This is a genomic window from Neomoorella stamsii (genome assembly GCF_002995805.1).
Taxonomy (GTDB): domain Bacteria; phylum Bacillota; class DSM-521; order Neomoorellales; family Neomoorellaceae; genus Neomoorella; species Neomoorella stamsii.
On record NZ_PVXL01000060.1, the window covers coordinates 1 to 15,377 of the forward strand.

Annotated in this window: 15 protein-coding genes; 3 read left to right on the top strand and 12 right to left on the bottom strand. The window is 57.1% G+C overall.

The window, feature by feature from the left end:
- Positions 1–114: 114 nt before the first annotated feature.
- The 10 genes from MOST_RS13265 to MOST_RS17690 form a co-directional block, all read right to left on the bottom strand.
- Positions 115–1,812, bottom strand: a complete 1,698-nt coding sequence (locus tag MOST_RS13265; protein ID WP_054937073.1) for an NADH-dependent [FeFe] hydrogenase, group A6 — start codon at positions 1,810–1,812, stop codon at positions 115–117.
- Positions 1,813–1,835: 23 nt separating this feature from the next.
- Entirely contained in the window at positions 1,836–4,871 is a 3,036-nt protein-coding gene (nuoF, locus tag MOST_RS13270; RefSeq protein ID WP_054937072.1) for an NADH-quinone oxidoreductase subunit NuoF, read from the bottom strand.
- Complete coding sequence (locus MOST_RS13275; protein ID WP_054937076.1) at positions 4,872–5,240, bottom strand: (2Fe-2S) ferredoxin domain-containing protein; 369 nt, start codon at positions 5,238–5,240, stop codon at positions 4,872–4,874. It lies immediately after the preceding gene.
- The gene (locus tag MOST_RS13280; RefSeq protein ID WP_054937071.1) at positions 5,240–5,794 is read right to left on the bottom strand and encodes an ATP-binding protein; all 555 of its coding nucleotides are present in this window, start codon (positions 5,792–5,794) and stop codon (positions 5,240–5,242) included. The genes MOST_RS13275 and MOST_RS13280 overlap by 1 nt, the downstream gene beginning before the upstream one ends.
- Before the next feature lie 4 nt (positions 5,795–5,798).
- Positions 5,799–6,272, bottom strand: a complete 474-nt coding sequence (locus tag MOST_RS13285) for an NADH-quinone oxidoreductase subunit NuoE family protein (RefSeq protein ID WP_062283545.1) — start codon at positions 6,270–6,272, stop codon at positions 5,799–5,801.
- 64 nt (positions 6,273–6,336) lie between these two features.
- Positions 6,337–7,092, bottom strand: coding sequence for a PHP domain-containing protein (locus MOST_RS13290; protein ID WP_054937069.1), 756 nt, complete (start codon positions 7,090–7,092; stop codon positions 6,337–6,339).
- 57 nt (positions 7,093–7,149) lie between these two features.
- Entirely contained in the window at positions 7,150–7,488 is a 339-nt protein-coding gene (locus tag MOST_RS13295; RefSeq protein ID WP_054937068.1) for a DRTGG domain-containing protein, read from the bottom strand.
- Positions 7,412–8,785, bottom strand: coding sequence for a [Fe-Fe] hydrogenase large subunit C-terminal domain-containing protein (locus MOST_RS13300; protein ID WP_083476668.1), 1,374 nt, complete (start codon positions 8,783–8,785; stop codon positions 7,412–7,414). Before MOST_RS13300 ends, MOST_RS13295 begins: the two co-directional genes overlap by 77 nt.
- A gap of 13 nt (positions 8,786–8,798) precedes the next feature.
- Positions 8,799–9,233: an ATP-binding protein gene (locus tag MOST_RS13305; RefSeq protein WP_054937067.1), complete on the bottom strand. Its 435-nt coding sequence runs from the start codon at positions 9,231–9,233 to the stop codon at positions 8,799–8,801.
- Positions 9,230–9,778 carry a hypothetical protein gene (locus tag MOST_RS17690; protein WP_208974849.1) on the bottom strand — a complete coding sequence of 183 codons (549 nt, stop codon included), beginning with the start codon at positions 9,776–9,778 and terminating at the stop codon, positions 9,230–9,232. Before MOST_RS17690 ends, MOST_RS13305 begins: the two co-directional genes overlap by 4 nt.
- 470 nt (positions 9,779–10,248) lie before the next feature.
- Here MOST_RS17690 and MOST_RS13315 point away from each other — a divergent pair, with 470 nt between their 5' ends.
- Both MOST_RS13315 and MOST_RS13320 read left to right on the top strand, forming a co-directional pair.
- Entirely contained in the window at positions 10,249–10,707 is a 459-nt protein-coding gene (locus MOST_RS13315; RefSeq protein WP_244267074.1) for a MarR family winged helix-turn-helix transcriptional regulator, read from the top strand.
- 84 nt (positions 10,708–10,791) lie between these two features.
- The gene (locus MOST_RS13320; protein WP_054937066.1) at positions 10,792–12,045 is read left to right on the top strand and encodes an MFS transporter; all 1,254 of its coding nucleotides are present in this window, start codon (positions 10,792–10,794) and stop codon (positions 12,043–12,045) included.
- A gap of 5 nt (positions 12,046–12,050) precedes the next feature.
- On the opposite strand, the gene MOST_RS13325 is transcribed toward MOST_RS13320, so the two are convergent.
- A complete protein-coding gene (locus tag MOST_RS13325; RefSeq protein WP_054937065.1) occupies positions 12,051–12,317 on the bottom strand; it encodes an HD-GYP domain-containing protein in 267 nt (88 codons plus the stop codon).
- A 154-nt stretch (positions 12,318–12,471) separates the two neighbouring features.
- Positions 12,472–13,284, bottom strand: a complete 813-nt coding sequence (locus MOST_RS13330) for a response regulator (protein ID WP_054937064.1) — start codon at positions 13,282–13,284, stop codon at positions 12,472–12,474.
- 486 nt (positions 13,285–13,770) lie between these two features.
- On the opposite strand from MOST_RS13330, the gene istA reads away from it, so the two are divergent.
- The gene (gene istA / locus MOST_RS13335; RefSeq protein WP_054937074.1) at positions 13,771–15,255 is read left to right on the top strand and encodes an IS21 family transposase; all 1,485 of its coding nucleotides are present in this window, start codon (positions 13,771–13,773) and stop codon (positions 15,253–15,255) included.
- Positions 15,256–15,377 lie beyond the last annotated feature (122 nt).

A 15,377-nucleotide genomic window follows, 5' to 3' on the forward strand; every position in this document is an offset into this window, starting at 1 on the left:
TCCACAACAACTACGTCTACTGATGATGAAGATGAAGGCTTAGTCTGCCTTCTTGGACTTCATCATAAAAATGAAAATCTAAGAGAGCAAGAGATTTAACGAGCTAGAAGCAAATTATTGAGATAGGAGGTGATGGGATTTTTCGCTTAAAGGTTTATCCAGGAACTCGCGGTAGAGGGTCTGGACGGACGGGTTCTCATGGGACTTGCGCAGGGGCATCTCGGCGTCGGCCTGGTAGATACCCTTGATGCGCTGCTGGCGAATCTCCGTGTTGGTCGGGATGGGCTGTCCCCCGCCGCCGATGCAGCCGCCAGGGCAGCACATAATTTCAATAAAGTGGTATTGCTCGCCGGCCTTGACCCGCTCTAAAAGCTCCCGGGCATGGCCCAGGCTGTGGGCCACCGCCACCCGGACCTTGGTGCCCTCGATATCCACGGTGGCTTCCTTGATGCCCGTCAGGCCCCGGACATCATAGAAGTCCAGGGAGGGCAGCGTCTTACCGGTAATCAATTCATAAGCAGTACGCAGGGCCGCCTCCATGACCCCACCTGTAGCACCGAAGATAACCGCTGCGCCGGTGGACTCGCCCAGGGGGTCATCGTACTGCTCTTCCGGAAGGCTCTTGAAGTCAATGCCGGCTTCCTTGATCATGCGGGCCAGCTCGCGGGTGGTCAGGACATAGTCTACATCCCGGTAACCGCTATCAGTCATCTCCGGCCGCTGGCTCTCGAACTTCTTAGCCGTGCAGGGCATGATAGAGACAACCACCATCTTAGCCGGGTCGATGCCGGCTTTCTGGGCGTAGAAGGTCTTGGCCACGGCGCCGAACATCTGCTGGGGCGATTTACAGGTAGATACGTTAGGAATAAATTCGGGGTAGAAGTGTTCCATGAACTTGATCCAGCCCGGGCTGCAGGAGGTAATTAACGGCAGGGGGCCTCCCTTGGTGAAGCGCTCAATAAATTCGGACCCCTCTTCCATAATGGTCAGGTCGGCAGTAAAGTCGGTGTCGAAGACCCGGTCAAAACCCAGCCGCCTTAAGGCCGCCACCATCTGGCCGGTGTTGATGCTCCCCGGCGGCAGGCCGAACTCCTGGCCGATGGACACCCGCGTGGCCGGGGCCGTCTGGACAACTACAAATTTTTCGGGGTCAGCCAGGGCCGCCCAGACCTCACTGGTATAATCCTTTTCGTATAATGCGCCTACCGGGCACACCAGGGTGCACTGGCCGCACTCCACGCACGCGATGTCCAGGAGCTTATCCTGGAAGGCCGGGGCGATGACGGTATCAAAGCCGCGACCCATGGGGGCGATGGCCTTTACCCCCTGCACCTTTTCGCACACGGCCACGCAGCGGCGGCAGAGGATGCATTTATCGGGCTCGCGGATGATAGCCGGTGTGGAATCGTCTATAGGATACTCGCTCTTTTTACCCTCAAAGCGGACCTGCCGGATCCCCAGTTCCTGGGCCAGGGTTTGCAGTTCGCAGTTGAGGTTGCGGATGCAGGTGGGGCACTCCATCTTGTGGTTGGAAAGGAGCAGTTCCACATTCAGGCGCCGGGCCATCCTGACCCTGGGGCTATTTGTCTTTACCACCATACCCTCGGCTACCGGGGCCACACAGGAGGCCATCAGGTTTCTGGCCCCTTCTACTTCTACCACGCAGACCCGGCAGGCGCCGATTTCGTTGATGCGCTCCAGGTAACAGAGGGTGGGAATGTGGATGCCCGCCTTCTCGGCGGCTTTCAAAATCGTCGTCCCGGCCTCAACTTCCACCGGGATGTTGTCAATGGTCAATCTCACGGTGCTCACTTTTTTCGCCTCCTATCTTCCGCCTATTCCCGCACGTCGCAGCGCAGGCAGCGGGACGCCTCGGCTACCGCGGCCTCAAGGTCATAACCCAGCTCTACCTCGGCAAAGCCCGCCAGCCGTTCTGCCAGGTCAAGGCTTGCCGCCACTTCCCGGGCCGTCTTCTCTTCAATCACCGGCGCCGTCCGCTGGCGCTTGATTTCCATCTCAGGTACAATCACGCCGTCGCCGCCGAGATATCTATCGATGGCGGCCGCCGCCCGCTTGCCGGCCGCAATGGCACCGATGACGGTATCCGGCCCGGCCACGCAGTCACCGCCGGCAAAGACGCCGGGCAACCTGGTGGCACCGGTCTTCTCGTCAGCCACCACCGTACCGGCGCGGCTTACTTCTACCCCGGCCGGAATGCTCTCCGGATCCACCGTCTGGCCGATGGCCGCAATGACGACGTCCACCGGCAGGGTGAAGTCGGCCCCTTCGATGGGTACCGGCCGCCGCCGGCCGCTGCGGTCAAATTCTCCCATGCGCATGCGGGCGCAACGTATGGCCGTAACCCTGCCGTTTTCGCCCAGGATGGCCACCGGATTGGCCTGGCAGGTGATCTTCACGCCTTCTTTTTCCGCCTCGTGGATCTCCTCGCGCAGGGCCGGCATATCGTCCTTCTGGCGCCGGTAGATGATGTGAACCTCTTTAGCGCCGAGGCGCAGGGCCGAGCGGGCGGCGTCCATGGCCACATTACCGCCGCCGATGACGGCCACCACTTTATCTTTTACTTCCGGCGCCCGGCCCAAGTTAAGCTGCCGTAAGAAGGTAGCGCCGGCGTATACGCCTTCCAGTTCCTCGCCCGGCACGCCGAGCTTCTGGTCCTTATGGGCACCGACGGCCACAAAGACGGCTTCATACCCCTGGGCTTTAAGGTCGTCCAGGCTGAAATCGCGGCCAAGAGCCTTGCCGGTCTGCAGCTCCACACCCAGTTCCAGGATGGTATCAATCTCCGCCTGGAGGGTTTTCTTCGGCAGGCGGTACTCGGGGATGCCCACGGCCATCATGCCGCCGGCCACCGGCAGGGCTTCAAAGACGGTCACGCTGTAGCCCTTCAGGGCCAGGTAGTAGGCTGCCGTCAGGCCCGCCGGACCGGAGCCGATCACGGCGACCTTTTTCCCGTTGGGCGGCTTAATTTCCGGCCGTGGCCGCTGGCCGTTGAGCTTCATAGCATAATCGGCAGCAAAGCGCTTCAACTCGCGAATGGCCAGGGGCTGGTCGATCTTGGCCCGGTTGCACTTGCCCTCGCAGGGATGGTTGCAGACCCGCCCACACACTACGGGGAAGGGATTTTCTCGCCGGATAACTTCGTAGGCCTCGGCAAAGCGCCGCTGGCGGATGAGGTCGATGTAAATGGGCACATCAACGTTGGCCGGGCAGGTATTCTGGCACGGCGAGTTAAAGAGGGCCGCGCAGACGCTGGCCGGGCAGCGGTGCTCACGGATGTGGGCCAGGTATTCATCCCGGAAGTATTTAATGGTACTCAGGACCGGGTTGGGCGCTGTCTGGCCCAGGCCGCAGAGGGCCGTGTCCTTGATCTGCTGGCCCAGATCCACCAGCAGGTCGAGGTCTTCTTCTTTGCCCTGGCCTTTGGAAATGCGGTCCAGGATCTCCAGCATGCGGGTGGTGCCGATGCGGCAGGGGGTACACTTGCCGCAGGACTCGTCTTTGACAAAGTCCAGGAAGAACTTGGCCAGGTCCACCATGCAGGTGTCTTCGTCCATGATAATCAGCCCGCCGGAACCCATAATGGTGCCCAGGGCCGTCAGGGATTCATAGTCAATGGGGGTGTTCAAGTATTCCGCCGGGATGCAGCCGCCCGAAGGACCACCCGTCTGGGCCGCCTTGAACTTCTTGCCATCGGGAATACCGCCGCCGATGTCGTAGATAACCTCGCCCAGGGAGGTGCCCATGGGGATTTCCACCAGGCCGTTGTTGTTTATCTTGCCGGCCAGGGCAAAGACCTTGGTCCCCTTGCTCTTTTCGGTACCGATGCTGGCGAACCATTCCCAGCCCTCACGGATAATGGTCGGTATATTGGCCAGGGTCTCCACGTTGTTGATGACCGTGGGCTTGCCCCAGAGGCCGGATACGGCCGGGAAGGGCGGCCGCGGCCGCGGTTCACCCCGGCGCCCCTCGATGGAGGCCAGTAATGCCGTTTCTTCGCCGCAGACAAAGGCGCCGGCGCCCAGGCGGATATCAATGTCAAAATCAAAGCCCGAGTTAAAGAGGTTCTTACCCAGGAGACCCTTTTCCCGCGCCTGCTCGATGGCTATCTTCAACCGGTTCACGGCAATTGGGTATTCTGCGCGCACGTAGATATAACCCTGGCCGGCGCCGATGGCGTAACCGCCGATGGCCAGTCCCTCCAGGACGGCATGGGGATCACCCTCCAGGATACTGCGGTCCATAAAGGCCCCCGGGTCGCCCTCGTCGGCATTGCAGACGATATACTTAACCGGTCCCGGCGAGCGGTGGGCAAACTCCCATTTGAGGCCGGTGGGGAACCCGCCGCCGCCCCGGCCGCGCAGGCCGGACTTTTTGATCACATCGATTACCTCACCGGGAGTCATGGTAGTCAGAACTTTTCCCAGTGCCTGGTAGCCGTCGCGGGCAATATATTCATCAATGGATTCGGGATTAATGAGACCGCAGTTGCGCAGGGCGATGCGCACCTGGTGTTTGAAGAAAGGAATCTCTTCAAAGGCCTTGACGGCAGCTTCCGCCTCCGGCTGCTTGTAGAGCTTGCGCTCCAGCACCCGGCCCTTGATAAAGTGCTCTTCCACCAGTTCCGGGACATCCTCCGGGTGGACCTGGGTGTAGAAAACCCCTTCCGGGTAAACCATCATATTGGGACCAAAGCGGCAGAAACCGAAACAACCGGTGTCGACGACCTGTATTTCCTTATCTAGTCCCCGGGCCTTCAGTTCCCGGAGGAGGGCCTCTTTAGTTGCCGGGCTTTCCGAGGCCGTACAGCCGGTACCGGCGCAGACCAGGATGTGGGCACGATAAAATTCCATTTACTCTTCCCCCCTGTTAACAACCCATTCGCTGATCACAATGCCGTTGACTACATGCTGGGCGACAATCTGCCGCGCCTTGTTGGCATCCACCTTGCCATAGGTCACCCGCGGCTTCCCCGGCAGGATGACGTCCACCAGGGGTTCCTGGGCGCAGAGACCGATGCATCCTGTCTGGGTGACGGCCACATTGGTGAGGCGGCGCTTGCCCAGCTCATCAAGGATGGCGCTCATAACCTCACGCGCGCCCGCGGCAATGCCGCAGGTGCCCATACCGACGACAATCTTTGCCTTTTGATCCGCCTCCCGCAGGCGGATGGCTTCCAGCTGGGTTTCCTTTATCTTTTGCAGTTCTTCCAGGGACTTGATCACTTACCTTCACCTCCGTACAATTCTGCCAATCCTTTATTGATATAGCGCTGGACCCAGTCCAGTACCGGCCCGCAGTTTAAAGGTACCTCGCCCAGGTGAAGCTGCAACCAGGCGGAAGAAAAATGGAATTCTTTTGGCCCCCGGCGGTGGTAGTAAACGAGTTCTACCGGTTCTTCCCGGCTCAAAGCAGCGGCTATGGTTGCTCCCATGTCGCCTAAGGGCGGCAGGTCCGGGTGGCTCAGTTTCATGGTAGCCACCACCCGTGTCCCCTGGCCCGGCTGGGATTCCAGAGTAACGTTTCCCCCACACTGGGCCGCCGTAGCCTGGAAGAGGGGCAACCCCAGGCCTACCTTCCGGGTAGTCCGGGTGGTGTAAAAGGGGTCCAGGGCCTTTTGCAAGGTTTCGGCCCCCATACCGCGGCCGTCATCCCGGACCTCAATGGTCAACAGGTCCCGGTCCTCATCCTCTTCAATGGTAATGAGGATCTGTCGCGCCCCGGCGGCCAGGGCATTTTCCAGGAGATCCAGAATATGCAGGGCCAGTTCTTCCATGGCTTTACTGGTACTGCTTTAATACGGCTACCGCCGTATCCGGCTTCAAAAGCCCGTGGGCGCGCTTGTTGACGGTCATAACGGGACCCAGGCCGCAGGCCCCGAGACACCGGACAACTTCCAGGGAAAACTTGCCGTCGTCGGTGCTGTCCCCGGCTTTGATGCCCAGCTCCTTCTCCAGGCGCTCCAGGATCTCCGGGGAGCCCTTGACGTAGCAAGCCGTCCCCTTGCAGACGGAGACCTGGTATTTACCCTTGGGCTTAACGGTAAAATGGTGGTAGAAGGAAATGACGCTGTAGACTTCCGTCAAGGACACTCCCAGGCCCTCGGCTATAGCCACCTGGACCTGGCGGGGCAGGTAGCCGATGAGGTCCTGGGCCTGGTGGAGAACCTCGATTAAATCGGATGGCCGGCCGCGGTGGGCGGCAATGATCTTATCGAGTTCCTCCCATTTGGCTTCGCATTGACAGGCTTCCATGGTAAAACCTCCTTAAGTCAGAAATCCCATTTTTATTAACGAAATACAGAACTCAATGTAGTATTTATCTGAAATTGTTTCTTCCCCCATAAATCACCACCTTAAATTGCTGATGCTGGAGGGCATGGGCCAGGGCGGTTATATTTACGACCTCTAGATCATACTCGGTAGCCCGCCGGCCGATGTCCTTTAAGTAATGGGCGTCGGAAGCGGCCACCAGTGGCCATCCGGCCAGGGCCGGGAACTTTTTACGCGCGGCCGGCGGGTCCAGCAGGCCAAGCTCCACGGCTGCTACCTGGAGACCGGACGGTATAAACCCTAAACTCGCCAGCAGGCTGTATGATGGTCTGTCCACATGGGCCGGCAGGCACAACCCGCCGCGGCCGGCCACCTCCCCGGCCACTTCTTCCACCCCCAGGCCGGTGCTAGCCAGGAGCAACCTCTTCTCCCGGGCCCTTTCCCGCCCCGCGGCGTCCAGGATAAGCTGGGGGCCGAAATAATCTTCACGGTTTTCCCCGCTGGGGAGGTAATGATAAACCTCCTCCTGCCAGGCCAGGGCATCCTCCGGCGTGTCGAAGAGGCAGACCAGGTGGACGTCTTCCCGGGTCTGGACTTCCATGCCGGCCATGACTACCAGGCCGCTGCCCAGGGCGGCTTCCCGGACGGCAGCCACATTAGCGGCACTGTTATGATCGGTCACAGCGATGACCTGTAGGCCGGCAGCCAGGGCCGCAGCTACAATCCGGGGCGGGGTCATCTCCTCCCCGGCGCAGGGCGACAGGGCGGTATGGATATGGAGATCGGCGCGATAAAGAGCCATGGCACCCTTTCCCGCTCAAACCTTTTGCTAACGAGGCCTCGGGGCGGCCGTCAACCTTCATTGTGCATATAAGAGATGGTATAGACGCCCGGCTATTTCAAAGGTATTGAAGGAAGTATGCAGCAGGGGCAAACCTTCCGCCTCGGCCTTGCGGCAGACTTCCGGTGGTATCCCCCTTCCCCCGGTAAGCACCACACCCGCCGCCCCAGCCAGAAGGGCCACGGCCACCACATTCATGTGGGTCTGCAGGGTCAGCCACAGGCATCCCGGTGTCCCGTTGGCCATAAAATCGCTGATGAGGTCGGTACAATAGCCGCTGTTAACCTCCCTGTCCAGGCCCCTCTCTCCGGCCAGAACCTGCAAATCCAGGCGCTCCGCTATTTCCCGCAGCTTCATTACCATCCCTCCTTTCCGGCTGGGCCATGGACGGCGGCAGTTTCCGCGCCAGTTCGACCACCTCTTCCGCCAGGACCCGCACCCTCTCCCGCAGGACGAAAACGCAGTCGGTATCCTGGGCCTCTCCCCGGACAATATCCTCGGCCAGGGCGCGGCAGCTGGGTGAGCCGCAGGAACCGCAGTCCAGGCCCGGGAGGAGGGCCTGGGTGGCTTCCAAGCGGCGCATTTTTTCCAGGGCTGTGGCCAGGTCGGCGTCGAGTTGGAGGACCGGCCGCGGCCTGACCGGCGCGGCAACCATGCTGGCATCGCCATCCGGCAACGCCCCCGTCCCAGCGGGCAGGCCGCAGGCCAGTTGCCTTAGCTCCAGGCGGGCCAGGTAGGGGTTACGGACCATCAAGGCGCCGCCGACACAGCCGCCGGGGCAGGCCTGGGCTTCAATATAATCGATATCCTGGAAATCGCCCGCCTCGATACGGGTAAAGACTTCAATAACATGGTGAATACCATCAACCTCCAGCAAACGCCGGCCGCCAATGCTGGCATTCTCGCCGCCGCTGTGGCCCCAGCCATAACCGCCGGCACCGGCCCGGGAGGGGTAGCATGGAGCGGAGGCCAGTGATTTAAGAATATCACCGTAAATGGCCGCCAGGGGGATGACCCCATCGGGACCCTCCGTCCCACCCTGGGGCTGGCGGGCAGCCGTAATCTTGGCCGGGCAGGGCGATATAAAGAAGGTACCGATGGCTTCCCCGGGTAAACCGGTGGCTTTTACTCCCTCCTCCCTGGCCAGTCGGGCAGCCACATCCATAGGAGTGGCCAGGGGCAGGAGTTGCTCTACCAGGGAGGGAAAACGTACCTGAATGAGCCCTACCACCGCCGGGCAGGCCGGAGAAATCAGCGGCCTTTTACCATGGTAATTATCCAGGTAACGGCGGGTCGCCCGGGCCACCATCTCCGCTGCCAGGGCCACTTCATATATGGCATCAAAACCCAGGGCTATAAGGGCACCCAGGATACGCTCCAGATCAGCCTGGCCGGCAAACTGGGAAACTACGGCCGGAGCCGGCAGGGCGACACGGTAGCGGTAAAGACTAAGGGCTTCCAGGCTATCACCCACGGCAATCTTGGCGTGGTTGGGACAGATACGGATGCACTCGCCGCAATCGATGCAGCGCTCCTGGATGATGCGGGCCTTGCCCTCCCGCACCCGGATGGCTTCCGTGGGGCAGCGTTTTATGCAATTGGTGCAGCCTTTACATTTATCCTCGTCCAGGCGTACGGAATGGAAGTACTCCATCACGCCACCGCCTTCAGCGATTATAGATTACTATCTTTACCCGCGTGCCCTCACCCATGGTAGAGGTAATTTCCAGTTCATCGGCACAACGGCGGATATTGGGTAACCCCATGCCGGCACCGAAACCCATCTCCTGGATCTCCCGGGGGGCAGTGGAATAGCCTTCCTGCATGGCCAGCTCAACGTCGGGTATCCCCGGACCGGTATCAACAGCCGTAATGGTGACGGCATCTGGAGTAATCCTGGCCCTGAGTTCGCCGCCAAAAGAGTGGATGACTATATTCATCTCCGCCTCGTATGCGGCAATGGCCGCCCGCCGGATAATGGCCGGCTGGAAGCCTACCTGCTGCAGCACCTGGCGAATACGGGCCGCCCCGTCCCCACCGGCCAGGAAATCGCGCGCCCGGACGGGAAAGGCCAGTTCCAGGGCTGGTGTATTATCCTTCAAGGCAACCACTCCGGCCGGTCCAGGCAGGTTTTCCTGTATCTCCAGTAACTCCTACCTGGTGAAACCCTTCCTCGCAGCACCCCTACTGACCTCTCCCTTCCCGCCGGCATGGCGCCATGCGGTAGCGTACCAGCTTCTTTTCCCTCCTGCGTTTGCTTGCTTTCCCAGCTGGAGGTGGCGACCTGGTCGTCACCCGCCTCCCTGGAACAGCCTTTCAGCCCTGCCTGGAAGAGGCGGCCGCAGCTGTCATACATCAACAACCTGGTGCCCAGGAGAGGCAACCCCAGATTAGCGGCGGCGTTGATGAGGTTTTTGTCCGGCCTCTTGCCCCGGACAAAGACGATGGCCGCCGCGTCGATCATGGCTGCCGTATGGATGACATGGGCATTGGTCAGACCGGTCAGCAGGAGTACCCGGCCACAGGCAAAGGCCAGAACGTCGCTCATCAGGTCGGAACCAAAGCCGGCCTCTACTTCCAGGTCCAGTTTATCGGCCCCGGTAAAGACCTCAGCCTCGAGGATGGCCTGAATTTCCCTGAGTTTCACCGGGTCTGAACCTCCTGATGGTGAATTGCTTCACAATGCCTGGCAAAATAAACAGGCCCGCCCTGCGCCCCCGCCTGATTCTCCCAGTGTTCCAGTGTTAGCACGATTATTCACTTTCACTTTAAAATCCTCTTGTGATAGTTCATATGTGGTTCTTATTCGCCATGAATTTTAATTTTCCTGCCAGGTCTTATAAAATTCTTATTAACCATTCATTATATTATACATTATTGTTCATTTTTTTGGCATCTGGCTTTTTGGATACCGCCAGCAAAAATCCCCCGCCTTTGACCGGCGTGGGCGCAATTGTAACACCCCCCGGTTAAGAGAAAATAAAGGTGACTGTAGATATGCACCCTTGCTACTCCGGGGTAGTTTTTTATGAGCGCAGGATAAATTGAAGTTGACAACGGTGCTAATCGATAGTATGATTATTTTTCGGATCCCAAAATATACGGGAGGCGAAGGTATTGGCTGGATTGGCGGAAGAAACCCAGGAACTTGAATTACTGTTGCGCCAGATCAATTACCTGATGAACCATTACACCCGCACATATTTGAGCGGCCGGGGTTTGACCATGCCCCGCTTCTGGGTTTTAAGTAACCTGGCACCGGATAAACCCATAACTATGGGAGAACTCCAGCGGCGGCTTTTCCTGGCCCCGGCAACCATCACAGGCCTTGTTGATGGCCTGGTGGAGGAAAAACTGGTCCGGCGCTGGCGGGACGATAATGACCGGCGCCTGGTATACCTGGCCCTGACCCCGGCAGGCGAGGAATTCCTGGCCGGGATTCTACAATACCGCTCCTCGGTTTTAGAGAAAGCCCTGGTAAACCAAGACGATATAAACTTAGGACAATTAAACGCTTTTCTGCGTTTGCTCCTTACTAACCTCAGGTATCTGTGCCCTCATCTGCGGTCCCCATGAAACCTGTTAACCGTTAAATATTTCCAGCGCGCATAAAATCAGGCAGGAGATATTTGGATTTAAAAGGTGGGAACAACACGGGGCATGGAAATAGAAGTAGCAACAGAGAAGAAAGCCGGTTGCTTTCAGGCCCTGGCGGCCTTAAGGCATCGTAATTTCCGGCTTTTCTGGTGCGGGCAGTTGATCTCCCTTATGGGCACCTGGATGCAAAATATGGCCCAGGGCTGGCTGGTATTGCAGTTAACGAATTCACCCTTTCTGCTGGGACTGGTTAGTGCCATCCAGTTTACACCTTTGCTCGTCCTTGCCCTGGTAGCCGGCGTGGTGGCCGACAGGGTGCCTAAAAGACGTCTTTTAATCATAACCCAGAGCAGCCTGATGTTCCTGGCCTTCATCCTGGGTATTTTAACTTTAACAGGGGTGGTGCGTTACTGGCAGGTATTGATCCTGGCAGGATTGCTAGGTATAGTTAATACCTTTGACATGCCTGCCCGCCAGTCCTTCGTTGTAGAAATGGTGGGCAAGAAAGATTTGATGAATGCCATCGCCCTTAATTCTTCTATTTTTAACGCCGCCCGGATTATCGGCCCGGCCCTGGCCGGCCTGGTCATCGGCCAGCTGGGGATGGCAGCCAGCTTCCTGCTCAATGCCGCCAGCTTTGTGGCTGTTATTGGAGGCCTGCTGCTGATCCGGGTACCTGAGGAAAGCTGGCCCCAGCAGGCTGAAACGCGTATCTTGGAAAAGATTGGTGAGGGGTTAAACTACATCCGCCGGACACCCGTTATCCTACAGGCTATCACCCTCATGGCCTCCCTCAGCATTTTGACCATGAACTTTAATGTCCTGATCCCGGTCCTGGCCCGGAATACTTTGCGACAGCAGGCTGAAGGCTACGGCCTGCTCATGTCTGCTTCAGGCATCGGCGCCTTTGGTGGAGCCGTAATGCTGGCATTCTTAAGTAAAGTTGGACCGCGGCGCCAGTTGCTGCTAGGTGGTGCTGCCGGCCTTTGTTTCTTCCAGCTCCTCCTGGCTGCCACGCGCTCTTATCTCCTGGCGCTTTTGCTCCTGGCCTTAACCGGCTGGTCAATGATTACTTTTACCGCTTCTGTGAACACGACCATACAGCTTAATGTACCGGATAATTTACGCGGCCGGGTGATGAGCGTATACTCCCTGGTCTTCGGCGGCGTTACCCCAATTGGCAGCCTGTTTAGCGGCAGTATTGCTCACCTCTGGGGCGCTCCAGCAGCCCTGGCAACCGGGGCGATGATGGGGATGCTAAGTTTAATTATCATTATGCTTTGGTTACCCTACCAGAAATACGGCCGGCTTCAATGATTGTGCTATGTCCTGTCCGGTATTCCCACTTTCCCCAAGTCGTGAACCTGAGCCAACAAGGACAGGTTGGCAAGCTGTTGCGCTGAAAGTCCAACCTTTTCTCCTAATTCCTGGCACAACTTCTGCATGCGCCTGGCATGCCCTTCAGTTATATAATCCCGTTCTGAAAGTGCAGTTAACAGTGCATTGACAATCTTACTCCGGGCACTGGCACCCAGATTAAGTTTTTCCTGGTACATCAGGTCATCGGCTTTCTTATAAATTTCTTTCATAGATTGTTCTGGAGTGTCAGCCGTCGCTATGCCGAAAGATACGCTCAGGGGCAGTTCAGGATGAATAAATGCTATTGTTTGTTACCGCTAAAGCGTAACACTGCATCGTTGACTGGGTGTTGAAAGCCTGGACTGCGAAATAAGTTCTGGGATCCTACGTGTCAGATGCCTGCTGCTGGGCTGGCGCACCCGGTCCTTTTTTCTCCCAGCTCTCTTTAAGGGCAGCTCCGGCGTAGGCGAAAAGCTCTTCCCCGTCCTTCCCGTTGTCGGGATATACCGCAATCCCGTAGCTCCACTTCCCGGGCAGGAAACCATCCAGTTTAGTCGTTACCACCTGCGCGCCTTCTTTCCCCGTAAGGGGGAGAACCATCGCCAGCGTGCTCCTGCTGAGCTCTATGACAGTGTCTATTTCGCGCAGGCGCCGCCGCACCTGCCTGGCGCATTCCACTATCTTTCCCCTGCCCAACCCTTCAGACCTGGCCAGGACCAAAGCTACATTTAGCCCACCCCTGCTCGCCCGGTTGATCTCATTTCTGAGTACTTTATGGAGCAGCACTGTGGGGGTAGCTTCTCCCCTGGCACCCGGGCCTATCAGTTTCTCTACGCGGCGCGCCAACTCCTCTACCGAATAGGGCTTGCAGAGGTACTCCACCGCCCCCAGTTCTATAGCCCTCTTGACCACGGCGACGTTGCTCTCGACAGTTACTACCATGACCGGGACGTACCGGTACTCCGGAAGTCGTTTGAGGTTCTCCAGCACAGCCAGACCGTCCATTCCCGGCAGGTGGATGTCGAGGATCACCAGGTCGTACGGTTCTCCTTTTCCTTTGGCCTTAACCAGCGCCTCCTGGCCGCTGGCAGCTTCGTCCACCAGGTAGCCCTTCTCCTCCAGTGTTCTCCTGGAGGAAAACCTGGTGAGGGTCGAGTCTTCCACCAGCAGGACGCTCTTTTCCGGCAAGGTTAGCAAGGTTTTTCCCTCCTTCAAGATCGGTTTTCAGTCCTGGTATCTATTGTGGATTTATTAAAGGGTTTTCCCTTCTGTATAACCAGGGACAAAAGCAAGACCGAAATGTTTGCCCTAGCTCCAGAGTCTCAAAGCTATCATATTGCTTTGTTTCCTTTCCCGCTAGTAACGTTAAAAATTCGACACAATCTACCAATTTCCTCCAAGCTTATCCCGTCTTCGCAAAAAAGTTTCTACCCACCACGTTTAACTACCAGGAGGCTGCGAACCGGAAAATTGTCAGACAAATACTTGCGGGAAAAGAGGGTTTTAAATTCCTCATAGGTAGGCTGCGAACAAATATAAAGACCTGCTTTCTGTACGGTGAAACGAGTTTCAATTCCTGTAGATCGTAAAATATAATTGACCCTAGATCGTCAAATAAAACTGACCCACCTAATCTTGTGATAAAATCTCCCCTGAGAGGGGGAGGAAAAAGAGGTGGTCAGCATGTACAAATGGCAGCGCATCAAGGCACTGCATGCTCAAGGGGCCGGCATCAGGCAAATAGCCAGGGATGTTGGGGTGTCCAGGAATACCGTCAGGAAGTACCTGAAAGAAGCCAGCCCACCCCAGTTTAAAGCCAGGGAGTATGTCAAAGAACTGGACAAATTTCTGAAAGAAATAAAGATTATGCTTGCCAAGGGATATATCGGCACAAGGATCTACAAAGAATTAGTAGATAAGGGCTATCAAGGCTCCCTGGCCAGCGTCCACCGTTACCTCAGGTCCATAAAGGAAGATGATAGGGCCGCCAAATTAGCCACCACCCGGGTAGAAACGGGGCCGGGCCAGCAGATGCAGTACGATTGGAAGGAGTGGACGTTACCGGTAGACGGGAAGCCGGTAAAAATATATCTCCACGAAGTGGTCCTGTCTTTTAGCCGGATGAAATTCTACACCTTCTCATTAAGCATCACCACCGCCGATGTGATCCGGGTTCTGGTTGAGGCCATTACCTTCTTCGGTGGCTATGCCCCGGAGTTGGTGATAGATAACGGCAAGCAAATGGTTATCACCCACCAGAAGGATGGTATCGTCCGGTATAATGACGAGTTTCTCAAATTCTGCGGGCTGTATGGCATTGATCCTTCAGCCTGCGCCAACTACCGTGCCCGGACCAAGGGAAAGGTAGAGCGCCCCTTTTACTATGTCCAGGAACACTTGCTGCGGGGTCTGGAGGTGGGGGACTTAAACGAATTCGCTGCAAAACTTTCAGAGTTCCAGGAAGCCTACAACAAAAGGCCCCACAGCACCTTAGGCCGGCCGCCGTCGGAGATGTTTGCCGAGGAAAAAGGGTGCCTTCTTAAAATACAGACTGTCGAACCGGCCTTATTACACCATAAAGAACCCCGGAAGGTGAGCAATGACGGCTATATATCCCATGACGGCAATCTCTACCCCGTACCCATGCGCTACTGCTTAAGGAGAGTGTGGGTCGAAAACATCTACGGCCGGCGCTTAAAGGTATATGACGAGGCAGGGGCGCTTTTAGCGGAGTTCGACCTTGAACTTAAAAAGCAAACCGTCCGTCCCCTTCACCCCGAACACGAAACCATCAACCGTCACTACCAGGAAAAGAAACTAAAGGCACGCTCGGCCCTGGTAGAGAAGTTCACCAGTGCTTTTGGCGCAGACGGTCAAAAATACCTGGAAGGCCTGCGTGCTAAGAACAGGGCCAACCTGTACTGGCACCTGACCGAAATCTTAAGCTACCAGGAGATATATAGCCGGGAAGATATCGCCGCAGCCATCAAAGAATGCCTACAAATTGGCTCTTATCACAAAAACAGTATAAAAAGGCTTTTAGAACAGATGGCAGTCACCCCCCTTGCACCGACATGCGACCCAGCAGGCGTAAATATCCCGCCGGCCAGAATCAAACGGGACCTCTCCTGTTATGCCCTAAAGGAGAGCGAGGTGGCGGCAGTATAATGGACCCAGAAAACTAGACACAAAAACAGGGGGTCCTAAGCGTCAAATGAGTGTACGAAAGAAATATCCAACAGATTTTAAAGCCAAAGTTGTGCTGGAAATCCTTAAAGAAGAAAAGTCTG

What these genes read in the sequence shown, in the direction of transcription:
- nuoF (WP_054937072.1), bottom strand. Translation starts at nt 4,871, where the DNA reads ATGGAATTTTATCGTGCCCACATCCTGGTCTGCGCCGGTACCGGCTGT.
- MOST_RS13295 (WP_054937068.1), bottom strand. Translation starts at nt 7,488, where the DNA reads ATGAAGCTGCGGGAAATAGCGGAGCGCCTGGATTTGCAGGTTCTGGCC.
- MOST_RS13300 (WP_083476668.1), bottom strand. Translation starts at nt 8,785, where the DNA reads ATGGAGTACTTCCATTCCGTACGCCTGGACGAGGATAAATGTAAAGGC.
- MOST_RS13325 (WP_054937065.1), bottom strand. Translation starts at nt 12,317, where the DNA reads ATGAAAGAAATTTATAAGAAAGCCGATGACCTGATGTACCAGGAAAAA.
- MOST_RS13280 (WP_054937071.1), bottom strand. Translation starts at nt 5,794, where the DNA reads ATGGAAGAACTGGCCCTGCATATTCTGGATCTCCTGGAAAATGCCCTG.
- istA (WP_054937074.1), top strand. Translation starts at nt 13,771, where the DNA reads ATGTACAAATGGCAGCGCATCAAGGCACTGCATGCTCAAGGGGCCGGC.
- MOST_RS13285 (WP_062283545.1), bottom strand. Translation starts at nt 6,272, where the DNA reads ATGGAAGCCTGTCAATGCGAAGCCAAATGGGAGGAACTCGATAAGATC.
- MOST_RS13320 (WP_054937066.1), top strand. Translation starts at nt 10,792, where the DNA reads ATGGAAATAGAAGTAGCAACAGAGAAGAAAGCCGGTTGCTTTCAGGCC.
- MOST_RS13290 (WP_054937069.1), bottom strand. Translation starts at nt 7,092, where the DNA reads ATGGCTCTTTATCGCGCCGATCTCCATATCCATACCGCCCTGTCGCCC.